20 protein-coding genes, 1 tRNA gene and 1 pseudogene are annotated in these 19,932 nt (G+C 54.1%); 15 read left to right on the top strand and 7 right to left on the bottom strand.

Annotated features, from left to right (window positions below; genetic code table 11):
* Window positions 1-13: 13 nt before the first annotated feature.
* A complete protein-coding gene (locus tag ACPGUT_RS13585; protein WP_423992279.1) occupies window positions 14-598 on the bottom strand; it encodes a hypothetical protein in 585 nt (194 codons plus the stop codon).
* A 287-nt stretch (window positions 599-885) separates the two neighbouring features.
* Between ACPGUT_RS13585 and ACPGUT_RS13580 the strand changes: the two genes are divergently transcribed.
* Window positions 886-2,145: an NAD(P)/FAD-dependent oxidoreductase gene (locus ACPGUT_RS13580; RefSeq protein ID WP_423992277.1), complete on the top strand. Its 1,260-nt coding sequence runs from the start codon at window positions 886-888 to the stop codon at window positions 2,143-2,145.
* Between the two features lie 193 nt (window positions 2,146-2,338).
* Here the strand turns inward: ACPGUT_RS13580 and rlmB are convergent, their stop codons facing one another.
* The gene (gene rlmB, locus ACPGUT_RS13575) at window positions 2,339-3,118 is read right to left on the bottom strand and encodes a 23S rRNA (guanosine(2251)-2'-O)-methyltransferase RlmB (protein WP_423992275.1); all 780 of its coding nucleotides are present in this window, start codon (window positions 3,116-3,118) and stop codon (window positions 2,339-2,341) included.
* Between the two features lie 167 nt (window positions 3,119-3,285).
* Between rlmB and ACPGUT_RS13570 the strand changes: the two genes are divergently transcribed.
* The 3 genes from ACPGUT_RS13570 (at window position 3,286) to ACPGUT_RS13560 (ending at window position 5,189) form a co-directional block, all read left to right on the top strand.
* Window positions 3,286-3,369: transfer RNA gene (locus tag ACPGUT_RS13570), tRNA-Tyr, on the top strand.
* A gap of 359 nt (window positions 3,370-3,728) precedes the next feature.
* Complete coding sequence (locus ACPGUT_RS13565; RefSeq protein WP_423992273.1) at window positions 3,729-4,010, top strand: hypothetical protein; 282 nt, start codon at window positions 3,729-3,731, stop codon at window positions 4,008-4,010.
* Window positions 4,011-4,211: 201 nt separating this feature from the next.
* A complete protein-coding gene (locus ACPGUT_RS13560; protein ID WP_423992271.1) occupies window positions 4,212-5,189 on the top strand; it encodes a DUF2806 domain-containing protein in 978 nt (325 codons plus the stop codon).
* 12 nt (window positions 5,190-5,201) lie between these two features.
* On the opposite strand, the gene ettA is transcribed toward ACPGUT_RS13560, so the two are convergent.
* Both ettA and ACPGUT_RS13550 read right to left on the bottom strand, forming a co-directional pair.
* A complete protein-coding gene (gene ettA / locus ACPGUT_RS13555) occupies window positions 5,202-6,857 on the bottom strand; it encodes an energy-dependent translational throttle protein EttA (RefSeq protein WP_423992269.1) in 1,656 nt (551 codons plus the stop codon).
* A 152-nt stretch (window positions 6,858-7,009) separates the two neighbouring features.
* Window positions 7,010-7,681: a hypothetical protein gene (locus tag ACPGUT_RS13550; protein ID WP_423992267.1), complete on the bottom strand. Its 672-nt coding sequence runs from the start codon at window positions 7,679-7,681 to the stop codon at window positions 7,010-7,012.
* A 302-nt stretch (window positions 7,682-7,983) separates the two neighbouring features.
* On the opposite strand from ACPGUT_RS13550, the gene ACPGUT_RS13545 reads away from it, so the two are divergent.
* From ACPGUT_RS13545 to ACPGUT_RS13525, 5 genes are all read left to right on the top strand, one after another.
* On the top strand, window positions 7,984-8,409 hold the full coding sequence (locus ACPGUT_RS13545) for a YeeE/YedE family protein (RefSeq protein WP_423992265.1): 426 nt from the start codon (window positions 7,984-7,986) through the stop codon (window positions 8,407-8,409).
* Window positions 8,410-8,419: 10 nt separating this feature from the next.
* Entirely contained in the window at window positions 8,420-8,827 is a 408-nt protein-coding gene (locus tag ACPGUT_RS13540) for a DUF6691 family protein (RefSeq protein WP_423992263.1), read from the top strand.
* Between the two features lie 116 nt (window positions 8,828-8,943).
* The gene (gene dusA / locus ACPGUT_RS13535) at window positions 8,944-9,942 is read left to right on the top strand and encodes a tRNA dihydrouridine(20/20a) synthase DusA (protein ID WP_423992261.1); all 999 of its coding nucleotides are present in this window, start codon (window positions 8,944-8,946) and stop codon (window positions 9,940-9,942) included.
* A complete protein-coding gene (locus ACPGUT_RS13530) occupies window positions 9,942-10,760 on the top strand; it encodes a sulfite exporter TauE/SafE family protein (RefSeq protein WP_423992259.1) in 819 nt (272 codons plus the stop codon). The genes dusA and ACPGUT_RS13530 overlap by 1 nt, the downstream gene beginning before the upstream one ends.
* Complete coding sequence (locus tag ACPGUT_RS13525) at window positions 10,754-11,548, top strand: hypothetical protein (protein WP_423992257.1); 795 nt, start codon at window positions 10,754-10,756, stop codon at window positions 11,546-11,548. Before ACPGUT_RS13530 ends, ACPGUT_RS13525 begins: the two co-directional genes overlap by 7 nt.
* Here ACPGUT_RS13525 and ACPGUT_RS13520 read toward each other — a convergent pair.
* Genes ACPGUT_RS13520 through ccmI form a run of 3 tightly spaced genes read right to left on the bottom strand, consistent with a single transcriptional unit; the run spans window position 11,538 to window position 13,487 of the window.
* Window positions 11,538-11,786 carry a DUF1289 domain-containing protein gene (locus ACPGUT_RS13520; RefSeq protein ID WP_423992255.1) on the bottom strand — a complete coding sequence of 83 codons (249 nt, stop codon included), beginning with the start codon at window positions 11,784-11,786 and terminating at the stop codon, window positions 11,538-11,540. The genes ACPGUT_RS13525 and ACPGUT_RS13520 overlap by 11 nt on opposite strands.
* 10 nt (window positions 11,787-11,796) lie before the next feature.
* A complete protein-coding gene (gene ruvX / locus ACPGUT_RS13515) occupies window positions 11,797-12,261 on the bottom strand; it encodes a Holliday junction resolvase RuvX (RefSeq protein ID WP_423992253.1) in 465 nt (154 codons plus the stop codon).
* Entirely contained in the window at window positions 12,258-13,487 is a 1,230-nt protein-coding gene (gene ccmI, locus ACPGUT_RS13510; protein WP_423992251.1) for a c-type cytochrome biogenesis protein CcmI, read from the bottom strand. The genes ruvX and ccmI overlap by 4 nt, the downstream gene beginning before the upstream one ends.
* 283 nt (window positions 13,488-13,770) lie before the next feature.
* Here ccmI and ACPGUT_RS13505 point away from each other — a divergent pair, with 283 nt between their 5' ends.
* The 6 genes and pseudogenes from ACPGUT_RS13505 to ACPGUT_RS13480 all read left to right on the top strand — a co-directional run.
* Window positions 13,771-15,018: a sarcosine oxidase subunit beta family protein gene (locus tag ACPGUT_RS13505; RefSeq protein WP_423992249.1), complete on the top strand. Its 1,248-nt coding sequence runs from the start codon at window positions 13,771-13,773 to the stop codon at window positions 15,016-15,018.
* A gap of 127 nt (window positions 15,019-15,145) precedes the next feature.
* Window positions 15,146-15,469, top strand: coding sequence for a sarcosine oxidase subunit delta (locus ACPGUT_RS13500; RefSeq protein WP_423992247.1), 324 nt, complete (start codon window positions 15,146-15,148; stop codon window positions 15,467-15,469).
* On the top strand, window positions 15,466-18,480 hold the full coding sequence (locus tag ACPGUT_RS13495) for a sarcosine oxidase subunit alpha family protein (RefSeq protein WP_423992245.1): 3,015 nt from the start codon (window positions 15,466-15,468) through the stop codon (window positions 18,478-18,480). Before ACPGUT_RS13500 ends, ACPGUT_RS13495 begins: the two co-directional genes overlap by 4 nt.
* Window positions 18,473-19,054, top strand: coding sequence for a sarcosine oxidase subunit gamma (locus ACPGUT_RS13490; protein ID WP_423992243.1), 582 nt, complete (start codon window positions 18,473-18,475; stop codon window positions 19,052-19,054). The genes ACPGUT_RS13495 and ACPGUT_RS13490 overlap by 8 nt, the downstream gene beginning before the upstream one ends.
* Window positions 19,055-19,223: 169 nt before the next feature.
* Window positions 19,224-19,628 carry a hypothetical protein gene (locus tag ACPGUT_RS13485; protein WP_423992241.1) on the top strand — a complete coding sequence of 135 codons (405 nt, stop codon included), beginning with the start codon at window positions 19,224-19,226 and terminating at the stop codon, window positions 19,626-19,628.
* Window positions 19,629-19,685: 57 nt separating this feature from the next.
* Window positions 19,686-19,932, top strand: a pseudogene (locus ACPGUT_RS13480) (hypothetical protein); the annotation flags it as partial.

The raw sequence follows: 19,932 nt of genomic DNA, 5'->3' as shown, positions 1-19,932 counted from the left end.
AATCCTCCTTTATTCAAATCCTCAAATCTGTCCAACGGGTGCTGACGTCAGACAGCCGCTGATAGGTTTCCCCATAATCTTGGGCAATCTGCGCCATTTCATTTAGGCCGCTGATGCGACTGATAATATTGGGTTTACCTTCTGGGTACTCTGCGGTGATCTGTGAAACTGCTTTGCTGAAGCGCTCAGCGATAAGACCTTTGTCTGCGATGTTTGCTTGCTGGCTCGCTATCAAAATTCTCCAAATCGCAAATGGCACACCAAAAAGAGCGATCAATCCTGTGATGAGATCGCCAATCACTCCAGACCTAGTGTCAGAAACTGCCCATCCCGGAATCCATACCGCGCCATACAAATTGAAGAATAGGATGAGGCCGACCAGCGCAAACATTCCGGTAAGGATTGCGAGCAGAGAAAATATAGAAAGGCGCAGTGGGGTGTTAGTCCAGTATAACAACCAAGTGGGTAGTTTTCGCCGATGGGTCTTCCAGGTTAGACGCGTAATCAAGATGAAAAACGCGGCAAGCCCAACCAGAAACAAGATGTCCCAGGTCAGTCCAAGCGAGATTCCATTTTTTGAAATATCAAAGTCGTTCATCGCAAATCCCTCAATTCAATCCGTAAACAGCACCTAAATCCGCCGCGCGCCGTGTATGCATAGTATATGCATAACTTGTGCATAGATTGTGCATCTTGTGAAACCCTGTTGTTTCATCTTTGCGCCACAGGCCTGGCTGCTCGGCGATGATCCCTTAATCGCCTTCGTTTAGCATTCCAAATTCTCATGCAATATCATTGAAATTGCGCTTTTTTATTCTGTGGAAATCAGGTTATCTGTCGCGGGGGATGCTGATGCGCCCCGTTCCCACATCACAGGAGAACAGGATGGAAAACCTCTGGGCCGCAACCGCACCGGCGATCACCCCTTTCGCACGTCTAGAAGCAGATATCACGGCCGACGTTGCCATTATCGGCGGCGGATATACAGGGCTTTCGGCGGCATTGCAGCTGGCGGAAGCCGGGAAATCTGTCGTTCTTCTGGAAGCGCGCAGCATGGGATATGGTGGCTCTGGCCGCAATGTCGGGCTGATCAATGCAGGTCTCTGGACCCCTCCGGATGAGGTCGAAACTCTGATCGGTGACACCAGTGGTAAGAAATTGAACGCTGCCCTTGCGGGTGCGCCTGCACTGGTTATGGCGCTGATTGAAAAGCATAATATAGAATGCGAGTTGACGAAAACCGGCACATTGCATTGCGCCCATAGTGAAAAAGGCCTTGCAGATCTTAAGGCCCGCCTGGCCCAGCAAAAGGCCCGCAACGCCCCGGTCACGCTTCTGTCGCGCGAAGAGGCCGCAGAACGTCTGGGCACCAGATTGTTTCATGGCGCACTGCATGATGCGCGTGCCGGAACCCTGCAACCCCTAGCCTATGCGCGTGGACTTGCCCGGGCAGCACGTGACAACGGGGCGCAGCTGTTTGAAGACAGCGAAGTGATCCGCGCGGTGGCCGACGGCACAGGCTGGCGTCTGGAAACCCGCGAGGGCAGCGTAAAAGCAAGCCAGCTGATCGAGGCCACCAACGCTTATGAATGTCGCAAGACACCCCCGCGCTATACGCCGGTTTATTACATGCAATGCGCCACAGATCCTTTGCCTGATGAGTTGCGCCGCAAGATCCTACCCGGCGGCGAAGGGTGCTGGGATACGGCGATGGTCATGTCCTCATTTCGCCTGGATGCAGCAGGGCGATTGATCATCGGCGGCGTCGGTCAACTGGACGCCCCTGGGGAACGGGTGCACTTCAGCTGGGCCGCGCGTAAAATGGCACAGATCTTCCCGGATCTGAAAGGGCAGGGGTTCAGTCACGGCTGGCACGGGCGGATCGCCATGACGGGGGATCACGTTCCGAAAATTATGGAAACAGGCGACAACAGAATTTCGATCTTTGGCTATTCGGGTCGGGGGATCGGGCCGGGCACGGTCTTTGGTCAGGCTGCCGCCCAATGGGCATTGCGCGGGGACAGATCCGTGTTTCCGGTTCCTGCCGTTCCAAACTACCGCGAAAAGCGCAGTCAGATCATGGCGCGGTATTATCAAGCCGGGGCGGTGGCCGCACATCTAACAGGCGCCCGGCGCAAAGGGTAAAGGCCAAAGAAAATGGCGCCCGTCGGGGAACGGGCGCCAGGGGTGGAACGAGGGACAGGAGGAAGCGGATGTTCCAGATCTTGCTTCCTGTTTAATCAGATAGGTATCTTCATCAGGATAGGAAGGGTTTGTAACCGCTTCGTGAAGCTGATGTGAAGAATTCCGCCGATCTTCGTGAAAATGTCGGCTGTTTTCAGCCTTTGGTCACCGCATACAGACCGACCGCCGCCGCGTTGGACACGTTCAGAGACCCAAAACCACCCGCGAAATCGACTTTCACCAGATGATCACAGGTTTCCTTGGTACGTTCGCGTAGGCCAGGGCCTTCCGCACCAAGCACAAGCGCCACAGGGCGGCCTTTATATTGGCTTGCGGCGTCTTCCACGCTCATCTCTGCGGTGCCATCCAGCCCCAGCAGGATGTATCCCATCTTGCGCAGGTGCTCCATTGTGTCCGCAAGGTTTTTGATCCGCAGATAAGGCTGACGTTCCAGCGCACCGGATGCGGTTTTTGCAAGCGCCCCGGTTTCGGGGGCAGAATGCCGGTGGGGGGCAATAACCGCACGTGCGCCAAACACTTCTGCCGACCGCAGGATCGCACCCACATTATGGGGATCGGTTACACGGTCCAGCAGCAGCAATCGCGGCACCTGACCATCAACTGCCATGCAACACTCTTCCACGGATCCCCAGTTCAGAGGTTTCACCTCAAGGGCGGCGCCCTGGTGCACCGATTGCTTGTCCAGCGGCACGTCGAATTTGCGCGGATCGGTCATTTCGGGTTCAACACCACTTTTCGCAATGTCTTCCGCCAGTTTGTCATAGGCGTTTTTGGTCACCACCAGGCGCAGTTTCTCACGCGCAGGGTTCAAAAGCGCATCGCGCACCGCATGCAAACCAAACAGCCAGAGCGTTTCCTGGGCTGATGCACGACGCGCCTGTTCTTTTTCGACAACCCACTTTGGCTTTTTCATCGTTTGATCCTTGCTTTGCGGTTCTCTGACACCGCCTTGATACCGCTGGCTAAGATGGACGCTGCAGCGCCCGGACGCAAGCAGACATTTGTTGTGATATTTTGCAGAAAAATGTGAGTTTTCCTGTTGACGCCCCCGCCGGGTAACTATAGATCCAGCGACAGGTTGGGCGTCAGGCCGCAAGGTGTGGCAGGGGACTGTAACTCCCTCGAGGTGACTCACGCCTGGTTCGATTCCAGGGTCGCCCACCATTTCACCATCTCGTTGAAAACAGTCATCTAAATTGATGCACCCCACTTGGGGACACCATATTTGGATAAATCACTTCCTGAGATGCTCCAGCGTGATTTACGATCTTAGCGATGGCAATAGGACCTAGGTCTAGCATGAGCGAGCGATATTCTCCCAAAATCATCACAACAAAAAACTGATTTTCAGTGCAGGCTTATGAGGTTTTGCAATAGGCTGAACTCACCAACCCGACCCGCGCCGTACCTGGCGGGTAGGCTCGAACCACATCTACCGTCTTGTCTTCCCGAAACGGTTAAATCATCTTGCCAATGGTCGAGAATGTTCCTATTTTGTTCTGAATGTGTTTAGGATAACTGCCATGAATGAAAACACTGAAGCCGCCTCAAAGCCCCACTACATTTGCCAAACATACACCGCCAAAAGTGACGCGCATGCCCAACAAGGCGCTTTGCAATTGGGCAAACTGTTCCAATACACGTCACCTTCGGCCGCCGAAGAACGCGCCGAACGCGAAGCCCGCTCTGAGGGCTGCGTTGGCGCCGACGCCTATATGGTGGTTGAGGACATGAATTCCGGCGAGGTCAGCACCCCGACATTTCTCGCCCGACACGGCAACGTCCCCGAGACAGATGCATTCTAAGTGCCCATATGGCGAAATATGACCCATGTAGATCGATGACCTTGGGAATAAATTAATCAACTCTTACCCGGCCCCGCCGGGCAGCCCCCGACCCTCCCCACGGGAGATCAGTCATTTCATCTCACGGAAGAATTACGATTGGACATGCTATCTAACGTGGCTATGGTTCCAAGCATTATAACATTTCATTTTGGAGCACTCATGCCTGAAGACGACCACCTTGATCGAAATGTCTCACTTTCAGCTTCCCTTGAGGATCGAGGGCTGCGTGTCGGGGCTTCCAGTCGGGCAGTGGCAGCTTTTGATCGGCTGTGCGGCGGAGTAATTGACCTACCCTGTGCATATCTCGAAGGTGTTACAGAGCGTGCTAGGGCAAGAAACAAAATCAAACTCAGATCGATTGAGGCTGACACAGAGTTCAGTGCGCTGCCTGAAGCAAGCCAAGAAATTTTGGAAGGCATCGTTTCGACAGAAATCACAGCCTCTCAAATCCGCAAACTCGAAAACAAAAATAGAGTCGCTCTGCGTGCAGTTGAAGAGCTTAACTCATCAGAGGCCCCCATTTCGTCGGAAGATCCCATCGACAAAGATTGGCTGAGTTATTTTGAGGGTTATGCCGAGAAAGCCAGTACAGAGCGGATGCAGGGCCTTTGGGCGAAAGTTTTGGCGGGGGAAATACGCAAACAAGGCGAGTTTTCACTTTCGACGATGCGTTTTTTATCAGAGTTGGACAACGATATTGCAGAAATATTCCAACGAGAGTGCGTACTTATTCTCGATAGCAGATCCTTAATCAAGCAAGGTAACCTTAAAGGGGGTAAGTTACTTGATGTAAGTTTTTTGGAAGAAATAGGGCTTTTATCTGAAGTAAGTGGCAACATCGAACATACAGCCGAACCAGATCAAAATCGCTATGCTCATTGGATATCTGGAAATCTGCAACTTATCGTAAAGGCGGCATCAAATCTTCACACTCCAGTTATGCTTATAACGCGAACTGGGCGTGAGATATTAAAGCTTTTACCGCCACCGGATGATCGAAAGATACTAAACGCGCTGTACGAACTGCATCAAGCACAAGTATCTTCTGCCGAGCTACATTTAATCGTGGGAAAAAATAGTGATGGAAGCGCGCGCACCCAACTTCTTGAGAAGTTAAAAGAGGAGAGCGCGCCCTAGGAGTGATGTGGATTACCTCACAAACTTCTTGTGCTTGATCCGCTTAGGCTCCAACGCATCGGGGCCGAGGCGACGTTTCTTGTCTTCCTCATAGTCCGCGAAGTTGCCCTCGAACCATTCCACATGCGCATCGCCTTCAAAGGCCAGCATGTGGGTGCAAATCCGGTCAAGGAAGAAACGATCGTGCGAGATCACAACCGCACAGCCCGCGAAATCCACCAGCGCATCTTCAAGCGCACGAAGCGTTTCAACGTCCAAGTCGTTCGTAGGTTCATCGAGCAGCAATACGTTGCCGCCAGAACGCAGCAAACGCGCCATATGCACACGGTTGCGTTCACCACCAGACAGCAAAGAAACCTTCTTCTGTTGGGTGGAGCCTTTGAAGTTAAACGCAGAACAATAGGCCCGCGCGTTCACTTCCGCATCCCCCAGTTGGATCACATCCAGACCATCGGCAATCGCTTCCCAGACGTTTTCATCCGGGTTCAGATCGTCACGGGACTGGTCCACATAAGACAGCTGCACCGTATCGCCATATTCAACCGTGCCCTCATCCGGCTGTTCCTGCCCGGTCAGCATCTTAAACAGCGTGGTTTTACCGGCGCCGTTCGGACCGATTACACCCACAATACCACCGGGGGGCAGGGCAAATGTCAGGTCTTCGACCAACAGCTTGTCGCCCATGGCTTTCTTCAGACCATTGACCTCAATCACCTTATTCCCCAGGCGCTGGCCGTTGGGGATAACGATCTGCGCATTCGCAAGTTTTTCACGCTCAGATTGGTTCGCCAGTTCGTTATAGGCCGAAATACGGGCTTTGGATTTCGCCTGACGTGCCTTCGCACCCTGACGCATCCAGTCCAATTCGCGCTCAAGCGTTTTCTGCTTGGATTTATCGTCCTTCGCTTCGCGTTCCAGACGTTTTGCTTTCGCTTCCAACCAGGACGAATAGTTGCCCTCATGTGGAATTCCTGAACCGCGGTCCAGTTCCAAAATCCAGCCCGTAATCGCATCAAGGAAATACCGGTCGTGGGTTACGATCAGAATTGTTCCTTTGTAATCAATAAGATGCTGTTGCAGCCAAGCGATGGTTTCCGCGTCCAAGTGGTTGGTCGGTTCATCAAGCAGCAACATATCTGGCGCATCCAGCAACAGCTGACACAGGGCCACGCGGCGTTTCTCACCACCGGACAAGGACGCAACATCCGCATCATCCGCAGGGCAACGCAGCGCTTCCATAGATACATCAACCTGCGCGTCCAGATCCCAAAGGTTCTGCGCGTCGATCTCATCCTGAAGCTTGCCCATTTCTTCGGCGGTTTCATCGGAATAATTCATCGCCAACTCATTGTAGCGATCCAGAATATCCTTCTTCGCCTGCACACCCTTCATAACGTTTTCACGCACAGATAGGGTTTCATCCAGCTTGGGTTCCTGCGGCAGATACCCAACGCGCGCGCCCTCAGCGGCCCAGGCCTCGCCCGTAAAGTCCTTATCCATACCCGCCATGATTTTCATCAGGGTGGATTTACCGGCGCCGTTGACACCAACAACACCGATTTTCACACCAGGCAGGAAGGATAGCTTAATGTTTTCAAAGCATTTCTTGCCACCTGGGTAGGTTTTGGACACACCGTCCATGTGATAGACATATTGATAAGCGGCCATGGGGAGCTCCGGCTGAATAAGGGCTTAGTTTTCTGACCTACCGCAGTACAGCGGCAGGCGGAATTCTTCAAGGGTCGTGTAACGGTCTTTGGGTATTCTAAATTCACTTAAGCGCAACTCCGAAGGCCCACCCAAATGGCTATTGATCTTCATCAACAGTTTTTCATGGAATTCCACAGCAAAACTACAAACGTCTTGGATCCAAGACCAAAGTTCCTGCTGTATTTCTTCGATTTCCTGTGCCGTCCGTGTCCCTCCTTTACCACTTTTTGTTGAAATACTTTGGCGCATCCCCAAACGTACACAACAGTTTCTCCAAAGGTATCCCAAGTATTCAGACCATCTGGATCAAGGATGAATTGCGTTGATTTCTCTTCGGTCCACTCGCGGTAAGAATTTTTGATCCCTTCCAAATCTATATGTGCGAACGCTTGATGCCGTACTTTCTCGGCCACCTCCTTCATACGAGATTTTTGCAAAGCCTTTATTCGCGGTGCATTGCTCCGCCTTAACTCAGTGAGAATACCTGTAGAGTCATTTCGTGCAGCTCTCTTGGTGGAACTATACATTTCTAGAAAAGAGACCGCTCGAAGTATCAAACAACGTTGAAAAACCTGGCGTTGTGTCTTTGTTATATGATCCAATGCCGTGCCTTGATCTGTGATTGGCTTAGCTGCATCTGCAAGCTTCACAAATTCTCTTATCTCCTGCGTAATATAAGAAGTTGCAGCCAACACTGAAATCAAATCCTCATTCAGTGAATTCAAATCAGCTTCATCAAACACAAGAATGGACTTCGGGCAATTTGCGGTTGTTCCGTCCATGGGGCGCTCCAATCATTTTTACAATGTCGCTAGGCTAGCTGCTCCTATCTCCTCTGCCAACGATGCAAACTCGCGTTTTTGAGTGCTTGGAAACTCAAAACACCACCGGCTTCAGGTATACAAAGCTGTAAACATTCGATGCAATTCACCCGACAGCGGCTCCCGACGTTACGTTCCGGGAAATCCGTAGTATGCTGGGCTTGAAATGCAGGGTGTTGCGCTCCATTTCGGGCCAGCGGGCGATGTGAATAATGGGCTTTTTGCCGGACCTGGCAGAGATCACAACAAGGGGGAGACGCGGAATGGAAACAGTTTTTACGCCATGGATGTCATTGGCCGGGGGCGTGCTGATTGGCCTGGCTTCGGTGTTGTTGATGTTGTTCAACGGGCGCATCATGGGGGCAACAGGGATAATTTCCGGGGCAATATTCGGCGGTTATGACAGGTGGTGGCGCGTGGCCCTTTTGGCCGGGATGATCTGCGGTCCGTTTTTGGTACTTGCCGCAACCGGCGCATGGCCCGCCATTCAGGTGCCCGTCAGCAAACCTATGATCCTGATCGGAGGCTTCATCGTCGGCGTGGGGGTGACCCTTGGATCGGGCTGCACATCAGGCCATGGCGTTTGTGGCATGGCGCGCCTGTCCCCCCGTTCGATCGCCGCAACACTGACCTTTATGCTGACCTGTGCGCTGACCGTCTACATCATCCGTCACGTCATCGGATTGTGAGGGGCATGATATGAAACTTATACCTGTTTTCCTGATTGGCCTGATTTTTGGCCTGGGCATTTCGATCTCTGGCATGGCCAATCCGGCCAAAGTCATGAACTTTTTTGACCTCGCAGGCCATTGGGATCCAAGCCTTGCATTTGTGATGGGGGGCGCTCTTTTGGTTGCGGGCATTGGGTATCGCGTGATTTTTCGCCGGCCTGCGCCCCTGACAGACAGTATGTTCCACCTGCCGCAAAACCGTCGGATCGACAGACGCCTTTTGATTGGTTCCGCAATCTTTGGTGTTGGCTGGGGGATCACCGGTTTTTGCCCCGGTGCTGCAATTCCCGTCATTGGCACCGGAAACGCGGATGTTCTGTTGTTTATGCTGGCGTTAATGGGCGGAATTCTGGCGGTGAAGTTTGTTCGAAAATAGCGAAACTTGACAGATGACATGGGGCCAAAGCGAGTTCACCATAAGCGCAAGGCGTTTTAGAGGCCTCGATCTGTCACTGGACTTCACAAAGCCAGACTGGCGCGGTAATCAGCCATATGACTGATCTGCTTACAACCTCCGCCCGTTTATCTGTTGCGCCCATGATGGAATGGACTGATCGCCACTGCCGGTACATGCACCGACTGATGTCGCGTGACACATTGCTGTATACGGAAATGGTGACATCGCCTGCACTGGTGCGGGGCGGGGCGTTGCATTTGCTGAACTTTTCACCCGAAGAACATCCGGTGGCGGTGCAATTGGGGGGATCTGATCCGATGGAACTGGCTCAGGCGGCGAAGATCTGTGAAGATCATGGGTATGACGAAGTGAACCTCAATTGTGGCTGCCCGTCGGATCGGGTGCAAAGCGGGGCTTTTGGTGCGGTTCTTATGAAATCACCGGAACTGGTCGCGGATTGTGTGACGGCAATGCGCGAGGCTGTCGATGTGCCTGTCACCGTGAAATGCCGCATTGGTGTGGATGATCAGGTGCCGGGTGATATTTTGCCGGACTTCCTTGAAAAGATCCGCGCGGCGGGCTGCACTCGGGTGACCATTCACGCACGTATGGCCTGGTTGCAGGGCTTGTCACCGAAAGAGAACCGCGACATTCCTCCGCTGGATTATGATCTTGTGCTTGAGATGAAACAGGCTTTCCCGGATCTGCATATTTCCTTGAATGGTGGTGTGCAAGATATTGATACTGCAATTGAATTGCTTGAACGTGGTTTGGATGGTGTGATGATCGGGCGGTCCGCTTATCATAATCCGTCTGACATTCTTCTGGAAGCGGATCAGCGCATTTATGGCGGTGAATACCCTGTGAAAACGCCCGACCAGATCGTGCATGACATGCTGCCCTATATCGATCGCCACCTAACCCATGGTGGCAAGCTGAACCAGATCACGCGCCATATGCTGGGCCTGTTTGCGGGTCGCCCTGGCGCGCGTCTCTGGAGACGGTATTTATCGGAAAATGCACATAAGGATGGGGCGGGCACGGATGTTGTCATCGCAGCCCTTGATCAACTGCCAGCACCGGAGACCGTATAATGCCCGAGCTTTCAGACCTTCTGCCTATGATCGCGCTTTTGGTTGTGATCGGGGGCTTTGCTGGGGTGCTTGCGGGCATGCTGGGCGTCGGCGGGGGTATTGTTTTGGTCCCTGCGTTTTTCTATGCATTTAGCGCGCTTGGTTATGGGGGCGACAGCCTGTTTCAGGTCTGTCTGGCAACTTCTTTGGCCACGATAATTGTGACCTCGTTGCGTTCTGTTGCGTCGCACAACAAAAAGGGCGCTGTGGATTGGGATATCTTGAAAACCTGGCTTCCGGGCATTGTCATTGGCGCGATCCTTGGCGTGATGTTGGCGACGTCACTGCGATCTTCAACTTTGCAGGGGATCTTTGGCATCCTTGCGATGATCGTTGGGCTTTACATGGCGTTTGGCCGCTCGGAATGGCGTCTGGGCGAGGCCATGCCAACAGGCATCCTGCGCATGATCCTGTCACCGGCTCTGGGGTTTTTGTCCGTTTTGATGGGGATTGGCGGCGGGTCTTTTGGCGTGCCGGTGATGAGTCTTTATAACACACCGATCCACCGTGCCGTTGCCACGGCGGCGGGCTTTGGTGTGATTATTGCAGTGCCCTCTGTGATTGGTTTTCTGATCTCAAACCCGGTTGAAACGCCGCCCTTTACCCTTGGGGCTGTGAACATCCCGGCATTCTTTCTGATCATTTCTATGACCTTGATCACAACGCCTTATGGGGTGAAGCTGGCCCATGCAATGGATCCGAAACCGTTGAAGCGTGCCTTTGGGATCTTCCTTTTGCTGGTGGCGCTGAATATGCTGAGAAAGGCCATGGGATGGTAGGCCTACAGGACGAATTTACACGTACGGGGTTTGTGAAGTTTTCGCGTGATGAACGGCTTCTGTCTTGGCTTGAACATGCGGGGCCTGCGGCACTATCGGCCTCTCGTGACGAAGCAGAGCGCGCGGTCTGGCTGGATTGTGAAGGCACTTGGTTTATTGGCGTGGATGCGCTGAAGAATGATGAACTTGGCACGGTCAATAATTCAGGCCCGCTGATCTGTGATGCAATGGACTTCATTGAACAACTTGGCCAGACACGGCCTTTGCACAAGGGGCAGGTGTCGGTTGTCTGGCCTGGCTATCCACGCCCCCGCAAAGGTGAAAGTGAAGCCGCCCTGGGATATCGCCGGAACCGGGATGCGGCGCATCTTGATGGTCTGCGTCCTGATCCGGAAACCCGGGCGCGGCGCATCGAAGAACCCCATGCCTGGGTGCTGGGTCTTCCGGTGAATGACGCGCCTGAGGGGGCAAGTCCGCTGGTGATCTGGCCGGGGAGCCATGTGATCATGCGCGACGCGTTATTGCCTTTGCTGGAAAATATCGCCCCGGAAGACATGGACAAATTGGACGTCACGGCGGCCTATCAGGCTGCACGTAAAAGAGTGTTTGAAACCCGCGAACGCGTTGAAGTCACTGCACAACCCGGCGAGGCATATTTGATGCACCGCCATATGTTGCACGGTGTGGCCCCCTGGCGTGATGATGTGAAAACAGGGCCCGATGGGCGCGCAATTATCTATTTTCGCCCGGAATGCGCGGGGGGTGTTGCGGAATGGCTTAACGCTTAAGCCGTGCCGCGCGTCCGCCACGACGTGCGGGTTTCATCTGCGTCATACGTTCGGGCAGGGCGGCCATAATGTCACGGCGTTCGCTGGTTTCCATCGCGGACCAGTCACGAATTTCATCGATAGAACGCCCACAGCCAGTGCACAGCCGGGTTTTGGGCTGGATCACACAGATGTTCACACAGGGCGATTCAATCTCGTCCCGGTTCCAGACCTCGGCACCATGTTTCTTATTGCTCATATCCGGCCCTTTACAGATGGCGCTTTCGATCCAGCGCTGACTGTAAGATAACCCCGGCGGCGACGTAATCAATCACCTCGGAACGACGTTTGCGTGATGTATCCGCCGCAATCAGCACACGTTCGGCCTCTACGGTGGACAGGCGTTCATCCTGAAACCCGATCGGCAGGTCCGTTAACCCGGTCAGATTACGGGCAAAAGCGCGGGTCGCCTGGCAGCGCGGGCCTTCCGTGCCATCCATGTTCAGGGGCAGACCAAGAACCAGCCCGCCAATCTCCTTCACGCCGGCAATTTCCAGCAGCTTTGCCGCGTCTACGCCAAACTTTTTGCGCTTGATGGTTTCCAATGGGGTGGAGATCGTCAGCAACCGGTCAGATACCGCAAGCCCAATGGTTTTGGTGCCCAGATCCAGCCCCATAATGGCCCGATCTCGGGGGAGGGATCTGAAGAAATCTGCAAGATCATCATGTATCATTCATTCACCTCTGGAATGTTCTGAATTTGTGCTTCGGCCTGGTCAAACATGGCCAGTGCTTCGGGATCACCAGCAAAGACGCTACGTGCTTCGGCCAAAACCGCCGACGCGCCCGCACGATCGCCCAATACGGCGCGCCCAACGATAAGCTGTGCCCATTCTTGTGCGCTGCCACCTTGGTCTGCCAGACGTGCGCCAAGGCTTGCAACCATGCCTTCAACCATGGCGCGGCGCGCTTCGGGTGTCATTTCGCTGGCGGCTTCCACCGCAGCCTGATCGGGGCCGCGTAGGGGGGCAGCACCTTCGGCTGGCAGTTCATATCGTACCCCGGCCGCGCGCGCGGCTTGCATGATCTGACCACGGATCGCGGGAACCCAGAGATCATCGGGTTGGCTTTGTTCCAGCAGGCGACGCCAGGTTTCAAAGGCGATATCCGCACGTCCGATCTGCGCCAGCATCAGCCCCATGTAAAATCGCGCCGTGCCATTGTTAGGATCCCGTTCCAATGCTGCACGTAAGGCGGTCTCGGCCTCGGGGGAGACGTAATTATTCGCAGCCAGCACCATCAGATCCGCCTGATCCGCATAATCCTGGGCTGTGGCTGTATCACCGAGAATGGTAATGACCTGGGCCTGGGCCTGGGCCGCATTGTCAAAACGGCCAAGACGGGCTTCATTTGCGACCAGCAACTGATGGCCACGCAGATCATCCTGGCGTGATTGCAAGGCCTCACGCAGTTGATCGATCAGTGCCACATCTTCTGGATCTCGTTGCGCCGTGCTGGCGGGGGCAACAGACACAGCCTGTGCCTGGGACGGACGGTTTAGGCGACGTTCTTCCGCCGCAATATAGCGTGTAAGCAAGGGCTGATCCTGTGCGCCAGGGGCCCCCAATTGGGTATAAAGCCCAATGCCGCTGCCAAAGATTGCCAACACAACCAATCCTGCAACCAAAGGGCGGGCCGGGCGTGCGGCGTTGATTTCGGCCTGACTGTGGCGTTTGTCGGCTTCCAGCAGGCGGCGTGAAATTTCGACCTTGGCGCTTTGCGCTTCTTCATGGGAAATCACCGAACGCGCCACATCCTTATCCAGCGCGTCCAATTGCGCGCGATAAAATGCGACATCGCTTTGGGTTTCGCCTTCGTCATCAAGGCTGCCACGTGTCAGGGGCAGGGCGATAAACAGGGCGCTTATGGTGATCAGAAGGGCAGCCGTCAGCCAGAACATCTTATTTCCTTTGTCTTTGCCCGGATTTCGCCCGATGGGCGGGCAGGGTCTGTCTTCATGTAACCTGACTGACGCACAATCAAAAGGGGGCAGGGCGCTGTGGCCCGCTTTGTCGCAGTTCGGGGGGCGTTTTGATATGATTTGCGACAGAATTTGAGGGGCCATGTCGCAATATGTTGTGAATCTGCCGCTGGCAGTTGCGGCATAAATCGCGCAAAATTGCATCTGACATACAAAGGGCGATTTACGTCCGATTTTCACATTCACGGACGAGGATCTGCCGATGAAGCGTTATTCCATGTTTGCCATTGCCCGGGAAGCTGCGCGCTACCACCAGGGTTGGGAAAAGGCTTGGGCCAGCCCCGCGCCGAAAAAGAAATACGATGTCGTGATTGTCGGTGCCGGTGGCCATGGTTTGGCGACGGCGTTCTACCTTGGTAAGAATTTTGGCATCACCAATGTGGCGATCATTGAAAAAGGTTGGCTGGGCGGTGGCAACACCGGGCGTAACACAACGATCATTCGTTCCAACTATCTGCAAGATCCGTCCGCTGCGATCTATGAAAAAGCCCGTGGTCTTTATGAAACCATGTCGCAGGATCTGAACTACAACGTTATGTTCTCACCGCGTGGTGTGATGATGCTGGCCCAAACAGAAGCGGAAATTCGCGGCTATAAACGCACGGCGCAAGCCAACGCGTATCAAGGTGTGGCCACTGAATTCATCGGTCCTGAAAAGGTCAAAGAACTCTGCCCAATTATCCGCATTGACGGCCCACGTTACCCTGTTTTGGGTGCGCTGTGGCAGGAACGCGGCGGCACGGCGCGTCACGATGCGGTGGCCTGGGGCTATGCGCGCGCCTGTTCCGATATGGGTATGGATATCATCCAGCAATGCGAAGTTACCGGTGTCACCCGTGAAGGCGGCAAAGTCACCGGCGTTGAGACGACCAAAGGCCACATCGGGTGTAACAAACTGGCCTCTATCGTTGCGGGCAATTCTGGCCACATGGCGAATATGGCGGGCTTTGAGCTGCCAATGGAATCTGTGGCCCTGCAAGCGCTGGTGTCTGAGCCGATCAAACCCTGCATGGATGTGGTCGTGATGGCGAACACCGTTCACGGCTATATGTCACAATCCGACAAAGGCGAGATGGTGATCGGCGGCGGCACAGACGCGTTCAACAACTACACCCAACGCGGGTCCTTCCACCATATTGAAGAAACCGTGCGCGCGCTGATCGAAACCTTCCCAATGGTGTCACGTCTGAAAATGCTGCGCCAATGGGGCGGGATCGTGGATGTCACCGGCGACCGGTCACCGATCATCTCCAAAACACCAGTGGGCAATATGTTCATCAACGGCGGTTGGGGCACAGGCGGCTTTAAGTCGATCCCGGGTTCCGGTTGGGCCATGGCCGAACTGGTCGCCAAAGGTGAACCTGGTCCATTGGCTGCGGAATTCGGCTTGGATCGTTTCCGCCAAGGCCGCTTCATTGATGAATCTGTGGCAGCCGGGGTGGCGCACTGATGCTTTTCTCTATGTTCCAATACGGCCCGGCAACGCCGGGCAGCGCCCGACCCTCCCCCTGGGAGGGCGCTTACAGCACCCACCCAGGCTCAGGCGCAGCCCTCTGTTCTTCTAAGGAGACCCCTTCATGCTGATCCTTGATTGCCCCTGCTGCGGTGTGCGCGGCGAAGAAACTGAATTCCATGGCGGTGGCGAAGCCCATCTGAAACGCTTTGGGCCTGACTCAACTGATGCGGAATTTGAGGGCTACCTCTTTACGCGCCAGAACCCCAAAGGCGTGAACTTTGAACGCTGGCGGCATGCCAATGGCTGCGGCAAGTGGTTCCACGCGGCGCGCTGCACCATGACGTTGGAAGTTTTCGCAACCTACAGCGCCCAAACCTATGAGCCCCCGGCAGATGTCATTGCCGCGATCAAAGCGAAACGACCAGAGTGGGAGATGCCCGTATGAGCACCCGTCTGCAATCTCAGGGCCGTCTGATTGACCGCTCTGAAAGCCGCACATTTACCTTCAACGGCAAGACCTTCACCGGTTTTAAAGGCGACACATTGGCGTCCGCGCTTTTGGCGAATGACCAAATGTTACTAGGTCGGTCGTTCAAATATCACCGTCCCCGTGGGATCGTGGCGGCGGGCCCGGAAGAACCCAACGCCTTGATGAACATGGGCGAGGGTTCCAAATTTGAGCCCAACCAACGTGTCACCACCACCGAATTATTCGATGGCCTGACTGCGAAATCCCAGAACCACTGGCCCAGCCTTGAAATGGACGTGGGTGTTGTAAACAACTATGTCGCGCGTTTCCTGCCGGCGGGTTTCTACTATAAAACCTTCATGTTCCCGCGTTTTGCCTGGAAACATGTGTTTGAACCCATCGTGCGCCATTCTGCTGGCCTTGGTGCAGCACCCAAGGAAATCGACGCGGACACATATGAGCATTTCTATGCTTACGTTGACGTGCTGGTTGTCGGTGGCGGCATCGCGGGTTTGCAATCTGCCAAGGCTGCGGCGGAGTCTGGCGCGAAAGTCATGTTGATCGAACAGACCGCTGATTTCGGTGGTCGTGCGGTTGTGGACGGCGCGGAAATCGACGGCAAAGACGCGGACACTTGGGTCACGGAAACCCTGGACGCCCTGCGCGCCATGGAAAACGTCACCATTCGCACCCGGATGATGGGCGCGGGCGTTTATGATCATGGCTATGCGCTGGGTTATGAACGTGTGACAGATCACGCCCCAACCATGGATGGCCCACGTCATCGCCTGTGGCGCATTCGTGCGAAACAGATCGTGACAGCGACAGGTGCTTTGGAACGTCCTTTGTCCTTCGCGGGCAATGATATTCCTGGCGTTATGCTGGCGGCGTCTATGCGTGATTATCTGGTCAACTGGGGCGTTGTTCCTGGCCAGAAAACCGTGCTGGTTACCAACAATGACGATGGTTATCGCACGGCGATTGCGTTGAAAGAAGCGGGCCTAGACGTGCCTGTGGTGGTTGACGCGCGTGCCGAAGCCAACGGCACCCTGTCAGCCAAAGCGCGCGACATGGGCATCCGTGTTGAAACCGGCAAAGCGATCGCGAAAGTCAAAGGCGGCAAGCGCGTGACGGGCGTTGAGATCTCCCTGATGGAAGGCGAGGGCGGCGCACGTGAGGAAATCAAATGTGATGCCGTTGCCATGTCCGGCGGCTGGTCCCCGGTTGTGCATCTTTGGTCCCATTGTGGCGGCAAATTGAACTGGAACGCCGATCAAGCTTGGTTCGCCCCCGATCCAGCACGCCCACCTTTGGGGGATAACGGCGAAGGTTTTGTGATCTGTTCCGGGATTGCATCTGGCGCGCTTGATACGCCAGACGTGCTGACGAATGCCCATGATGCGGGCAAGGCGGCAGCGAAAGCGTCTGGTTTCACAGCCACGCGTAAAACGGCCCCTAAGGCGGTCGCGACCGCTGAAGAAGCCATGGCGCCTGTTTGGATCATGCCCAAGAAAGCGACCCATGCGCAACGCATGAAGTCTTGGCTTGATTTCCAGAACGACGTGAAAGTGTCTGACGTGCAGCTTGCAGCCCGCGAAGGCTATGAGAGCGTCGAGCACACCAAACGTTACACCACTTTGGGTATGGCGACCGATCAAGGTAAATTGTCCAACATCAACGGTTTGGCGATCCTTGCTGATGCACTTGGTAAGGAAATCCCACAGGTTGGCACAACCACTTTCCGCCCACCATATCACCCGATTTCTATGGGTGCGATTGGTGGCGAAGCCCGTGGCGAGACCTTCCAACCTTTGCGTCGCACACCGATGCATGCCTGGCATGAGGAACAGGGCGCCTATATGGAACCTGTTGGCAACTGGCGTCGTCCGTATACCTATCCGCGTGGGACTGAATCCCACCAGGATGCGGTGAAACGCGAGATCCTGAACACACGGTCAAACGTGGGTCTTCTGGATGCGTCAACCCTGGGTAAACTGATCGTCAAAGGTCCAGACGCCGGCAAATTCATGGACATGATGTACACCAACATGATGTCCACGCTGAAGGTCGGAAAATGTCGCTATGGTCTGATGTGCTCTGAAAATGGCTTCCTGTCTGACGATGGTGTGGTTGCCCGCATTGATGAAGACACTTGGCTGTGCCACACGACTTCTGGCGGTGCGGATCGTATCCACGCTTGGATGGAAGAATGGCTTCAGACTGAATGGTGGGACTGGAAAGTTCACGTGGCAAATGTCACCGAACAATTGGCACAAGTCGCTGTTGTTGGTCCGAATGCGCGTAAAGTTCTTGAGAAACTTGGCGGCATGGATGTGTCCAAAGAAACCCTGCCGTTCATGGAATGGAAAGATGGCACAATCGGTGGCTTTGACTGCCGGGTGTACCGGATTTCATTCTCGGGTGAGCTGTCCTATGAGATCGCCGTTCCTGCCAGCCAGGGCCGTGCGTTTTGGGATGCTTTGCTGGAAGCCGGCGAAGAATTCGGTATCATGCCTTATGGCACCGAAGGCCTGCACGTGATGCGCGCTGAAAAGGGCTTTATCATGATCGGGGACGAAACCGACGGCACGATCATTCCACAGGATCTGGGTTTGAACTGGGCGATTTCCAAGAAGAAGGAAGACTTCCTTGGCAAACGCGCACAAAAACGCAGCTTTATGGACAATCCTGATCGTTGGCAGCTGGTTGGCCTTGAAACCCTTGATGGATCCGTTCTGCCAGATGGTGCATATGCGATTGCCGACGGCACAAACGCCAATGGCCAACGCAATATGGAAGGTCGTGTGACCTCGACCTATTATTCACCGACGCTGGACAAAGGCATCGCGATGGGCCTGATCCACAACGGCCCAGCCCGTATGGGCGAGACCGTGAAATTCGGCCTTGTTGACGGTGAAACCATGGTGGAAGCGCGCATCGTTGACGCGGTGTTCTATGATAAAGAAGGGGAGAAGCAGAATGTCTGAAGCAATTAATGCAACCTCAGCATTGGAAGGTTTCGCCTCATCTGGCTTCGCTTCCGTGACGGAATGTGGCCTAACTGGCATGATCACCCTGCGTGGTGATCTGGCGGACAAAGCACTGGCGAAAGCGGTGAAAACCGCAACCGGTGCCGCCATGCCAGAACAGCGTAAAATAACCACGGGCAAATCCGGCAAAGTCGCCTGGATGAGTTCGGATGAGTTGCTGTTGGTCGTCGATCACGCCCAGGCCCCAGCGATTGTTGAGGCTCTGTCCACGGCATTAAAAGACCAATTCGCCCTTGCGGTGAATGTGTCTGACGCGCGTGTGATGTTTGACGTTTCAGGCGAAGGCAATGCTCCACGCGAAGTGCTCGCAAAGCTGGCCCCGGTCGATCTGTCACCAGATGCGTTCACCACGGGTGATGTGCGCCGCACACGTTTGGCACAAGTGGCCGGTGCGTTCTGGGTGGAAGAAGACGGATCCTTCCGCGTCGTCGCCTTCCGGTCCGTGGCGCAATACGTCGGTGACCTTCTGGCACAAGCGGCTGAAACAGGATCTGCGCCCCAGTATTTCTAAGTATTTTCTGATCCGAATATAGAAGCCCGGAATATGAATTTCGGGCTTTTTCTTTTGCGATGAATAGCTAGCCCTGAGTTGTTGGAAATTGTAAGTACAACCTGATTGACTTGAAAATTACTAAAGACACATTATATTTTATGTATAAGCAATAAAATATGGAGAATGTATGACATCATTTTTTAAAAACAAAATCCTTCCAGCGGTGCTTACCGTTTTCACCTTTACAAGCGTCGCACAGGCCGAACGATTGGTTTGTCAGTTTCCCGAAGATGACAGAGCTGGTGGATGGGTTTCGGTAATTGTTGTCTTTGACATTGATGCGAATGGCCAAGCAGTTGTAGATGATGGTGTTGTCAGAGAATTCAATGGCGGGCCGATGGTCACGAGGATTCGAACGAATAACGCAAAACGTCTCACAATGACATGGGATTTAGATACGCAAGATAGCATTGGGCAAATCTCGCTAAAACGGTATACCGCCTTCATTGACCGTAGGACCATGGAGGCAACCATTCTTGTGCAGCCTCGTGGGTATCTGCCCTGGCCACGCGCGATCGGCGACTGCCGATAACGAGAATAACATATAATACGGGTAGACGCATCGTTTCACCTGTTTAGGAAATATAACTTGGAGAAAAAATTGAAATTAATTACAAAGATTACAAGTGCAGCTATTATGGCCGGAACAGTTTTTATTGGCCAGTCTGCCGTTGCAGCGCCTGTACGTTATGACTGTACATTTCATAATTCCGAACGAAGCCGGGGGTGGATCCCTGCACAGTTATTTGTAACTGTTGATGAAGATGCGGGGCGTGTTACAGAGAGTACCCCAAAGCGTGGGGCAATTATGCTGCCATTTTCTGATCACCGTCTGA

Source organism: Halocynthiibacter sp., from assembly GCF_049608145.1.
In the GTDB taxonomy this organism is placed as follows: Bacteria; Pseudomonadota; Alphaproteobacteria; order Rhodobacterales; family Rhodobacteraceae; genus Halocynthiibacter.
This window is presented reverse-complemented; position numbering and strand designations above follow the sequence as displayed.

Bases quoted from the DNA above. Each gene is read 5' to 3' on its own strand.
- ACPGUT_RS13585 (WP_423992279.1), bottom strand. From the start codon at position 598: ATGAACGACTTTGATATTTCAAAAAATGGAATCTCGCTTGGACTGACC.
- ACPGUT_RS13580 (WP_423992277.1), top strand. From the start codon at position 886: ATGGAAAACCTCTGGGCCGCAACCGCACCGGCGATCACCCCTTTCGCA.
- rlmB (WP_423992275.1), bottom strand. From the start codon at position 3,118: ATGAAAAAGCCAAAGTGGGTTGTCGAAAAAGAACAGGCGCGTCGTGCA.
- ACPGUT_RS13565 (WP_423992273.1), top strand. From the start codon at position 3,729: ATGAATGAAAACACTGAAGCCGCCTCAAAGCCCCACTACATTTGCCAA.
- ACPGUT_RS13560 (WP_423992271.1), top strand. From the start codon at position 4,212: ATGCCTGAAGACGACCACCTTGATCGAAATGTCTCACTTTCAGCTTCC.
- ettA (WP_423992269.1), bottom strand. From the start codon at position 6,857: ATGGCCGCTTATCAATATGTCTATCACATGGACGGTGTGTCCAAAACC.
- ACPGUT_RS13550 (WP_423992267.1), bottom strand. From the start codon at position 7,681: ATGGACGGAACAACCGCAAATTGCCCGAAGTCCATTCTTGTGTTTGAT.
- ACPGUT_RS13545 (WP_423992265.1), top strand. From the start codon at position 7,984: ATGGAAACAGTTTTTACGCCATGGATGTCATTGGCCGGGGGCGTGCTG.
- ACPGUT_RS13540 (WP_423992263.1), top strand. From the start codon at position 8,420: ATGAAACTTATACCTGTTTTCCTGATTGGCCTGATTTTTGGCCTGGGC.
- dusA (WP_423992261.1), top strand. From the start codon at position 8,944: ATGACTGATCTGCTTACAACCTCCGCCCGTTTATCTGTTGCGCCCATG.
- ACPGUT_RS13530 (WP_423992259.1), top strand. From the start codon at position 9,942: ATGCCCGAGCTTTCAGACCTTCTGCCTATGATCGCGCTTTTGGTTGTG.
- ACPGUT_RS13525 (WP_423992257.1), top strand. From the start codon at position 10,754: ATGGTAGGCCTACAGGACGAATTTACACGTACGGGGTTTGTGAAGTTT.
- ACPGUT_RS13520 (WP_423992255.1), bottom strand. From the start codon at position 11,786: ATGAGCAATAAGAAACATGGTGCCGAGGTCTGGAACCGGGACGAGATT.
- ruvX (WP_423992253.1), bottom strand. From the start codon at position 12,261: ATGATACATGATGATCTTGCAGATTTCTTCAGATCCCTCCCCCGAGAT.
- ccmI (WP_423992251.1), bottom strand. From the start codon at position 13,487: ATGTTCTGGCTGACGGCTGCCCTTCTGATCACCATAAGCGCCCTGTTT.
- ACPGUT_RS13505 (WP_423992249.1), top strand. From the start codon at position 13,771: ATGAAGCGTTATTCCATGTTTGCCATTGCCCGGGAAGCTGCGCGCTAC.
- ACPGUT_RS13500 (WP_423992247.1), top strand. From the start codon at position 15,146: ATGCTGATCCTTGATTGCCCCTGCTGCGGTGTGCGCGGCGAAGAAACT.
- ACPGUT_RS13495 (WP_423992245.1), top strand. From the start codon at position 15,466: ATGAGCACCCGTCTGCAATCTCAGGGCCGTCTGATTGACCGCTCTGAA.
- ACPGUT_RS13490 (WP_423992243.1), top strand. From the start codon at position 18,473: ATGTCTGAAGCAATTAATGCAACCTCAGCATTGGAAGGTTTCGCCTCA.
- ACPGUT_RS13485 (WP_423992241.1), top strand. From the start codon at position 19,224: ATGACATCATTTTTTAAAAACAAAATCCTTCCAGCGGTGCTTACCGTT.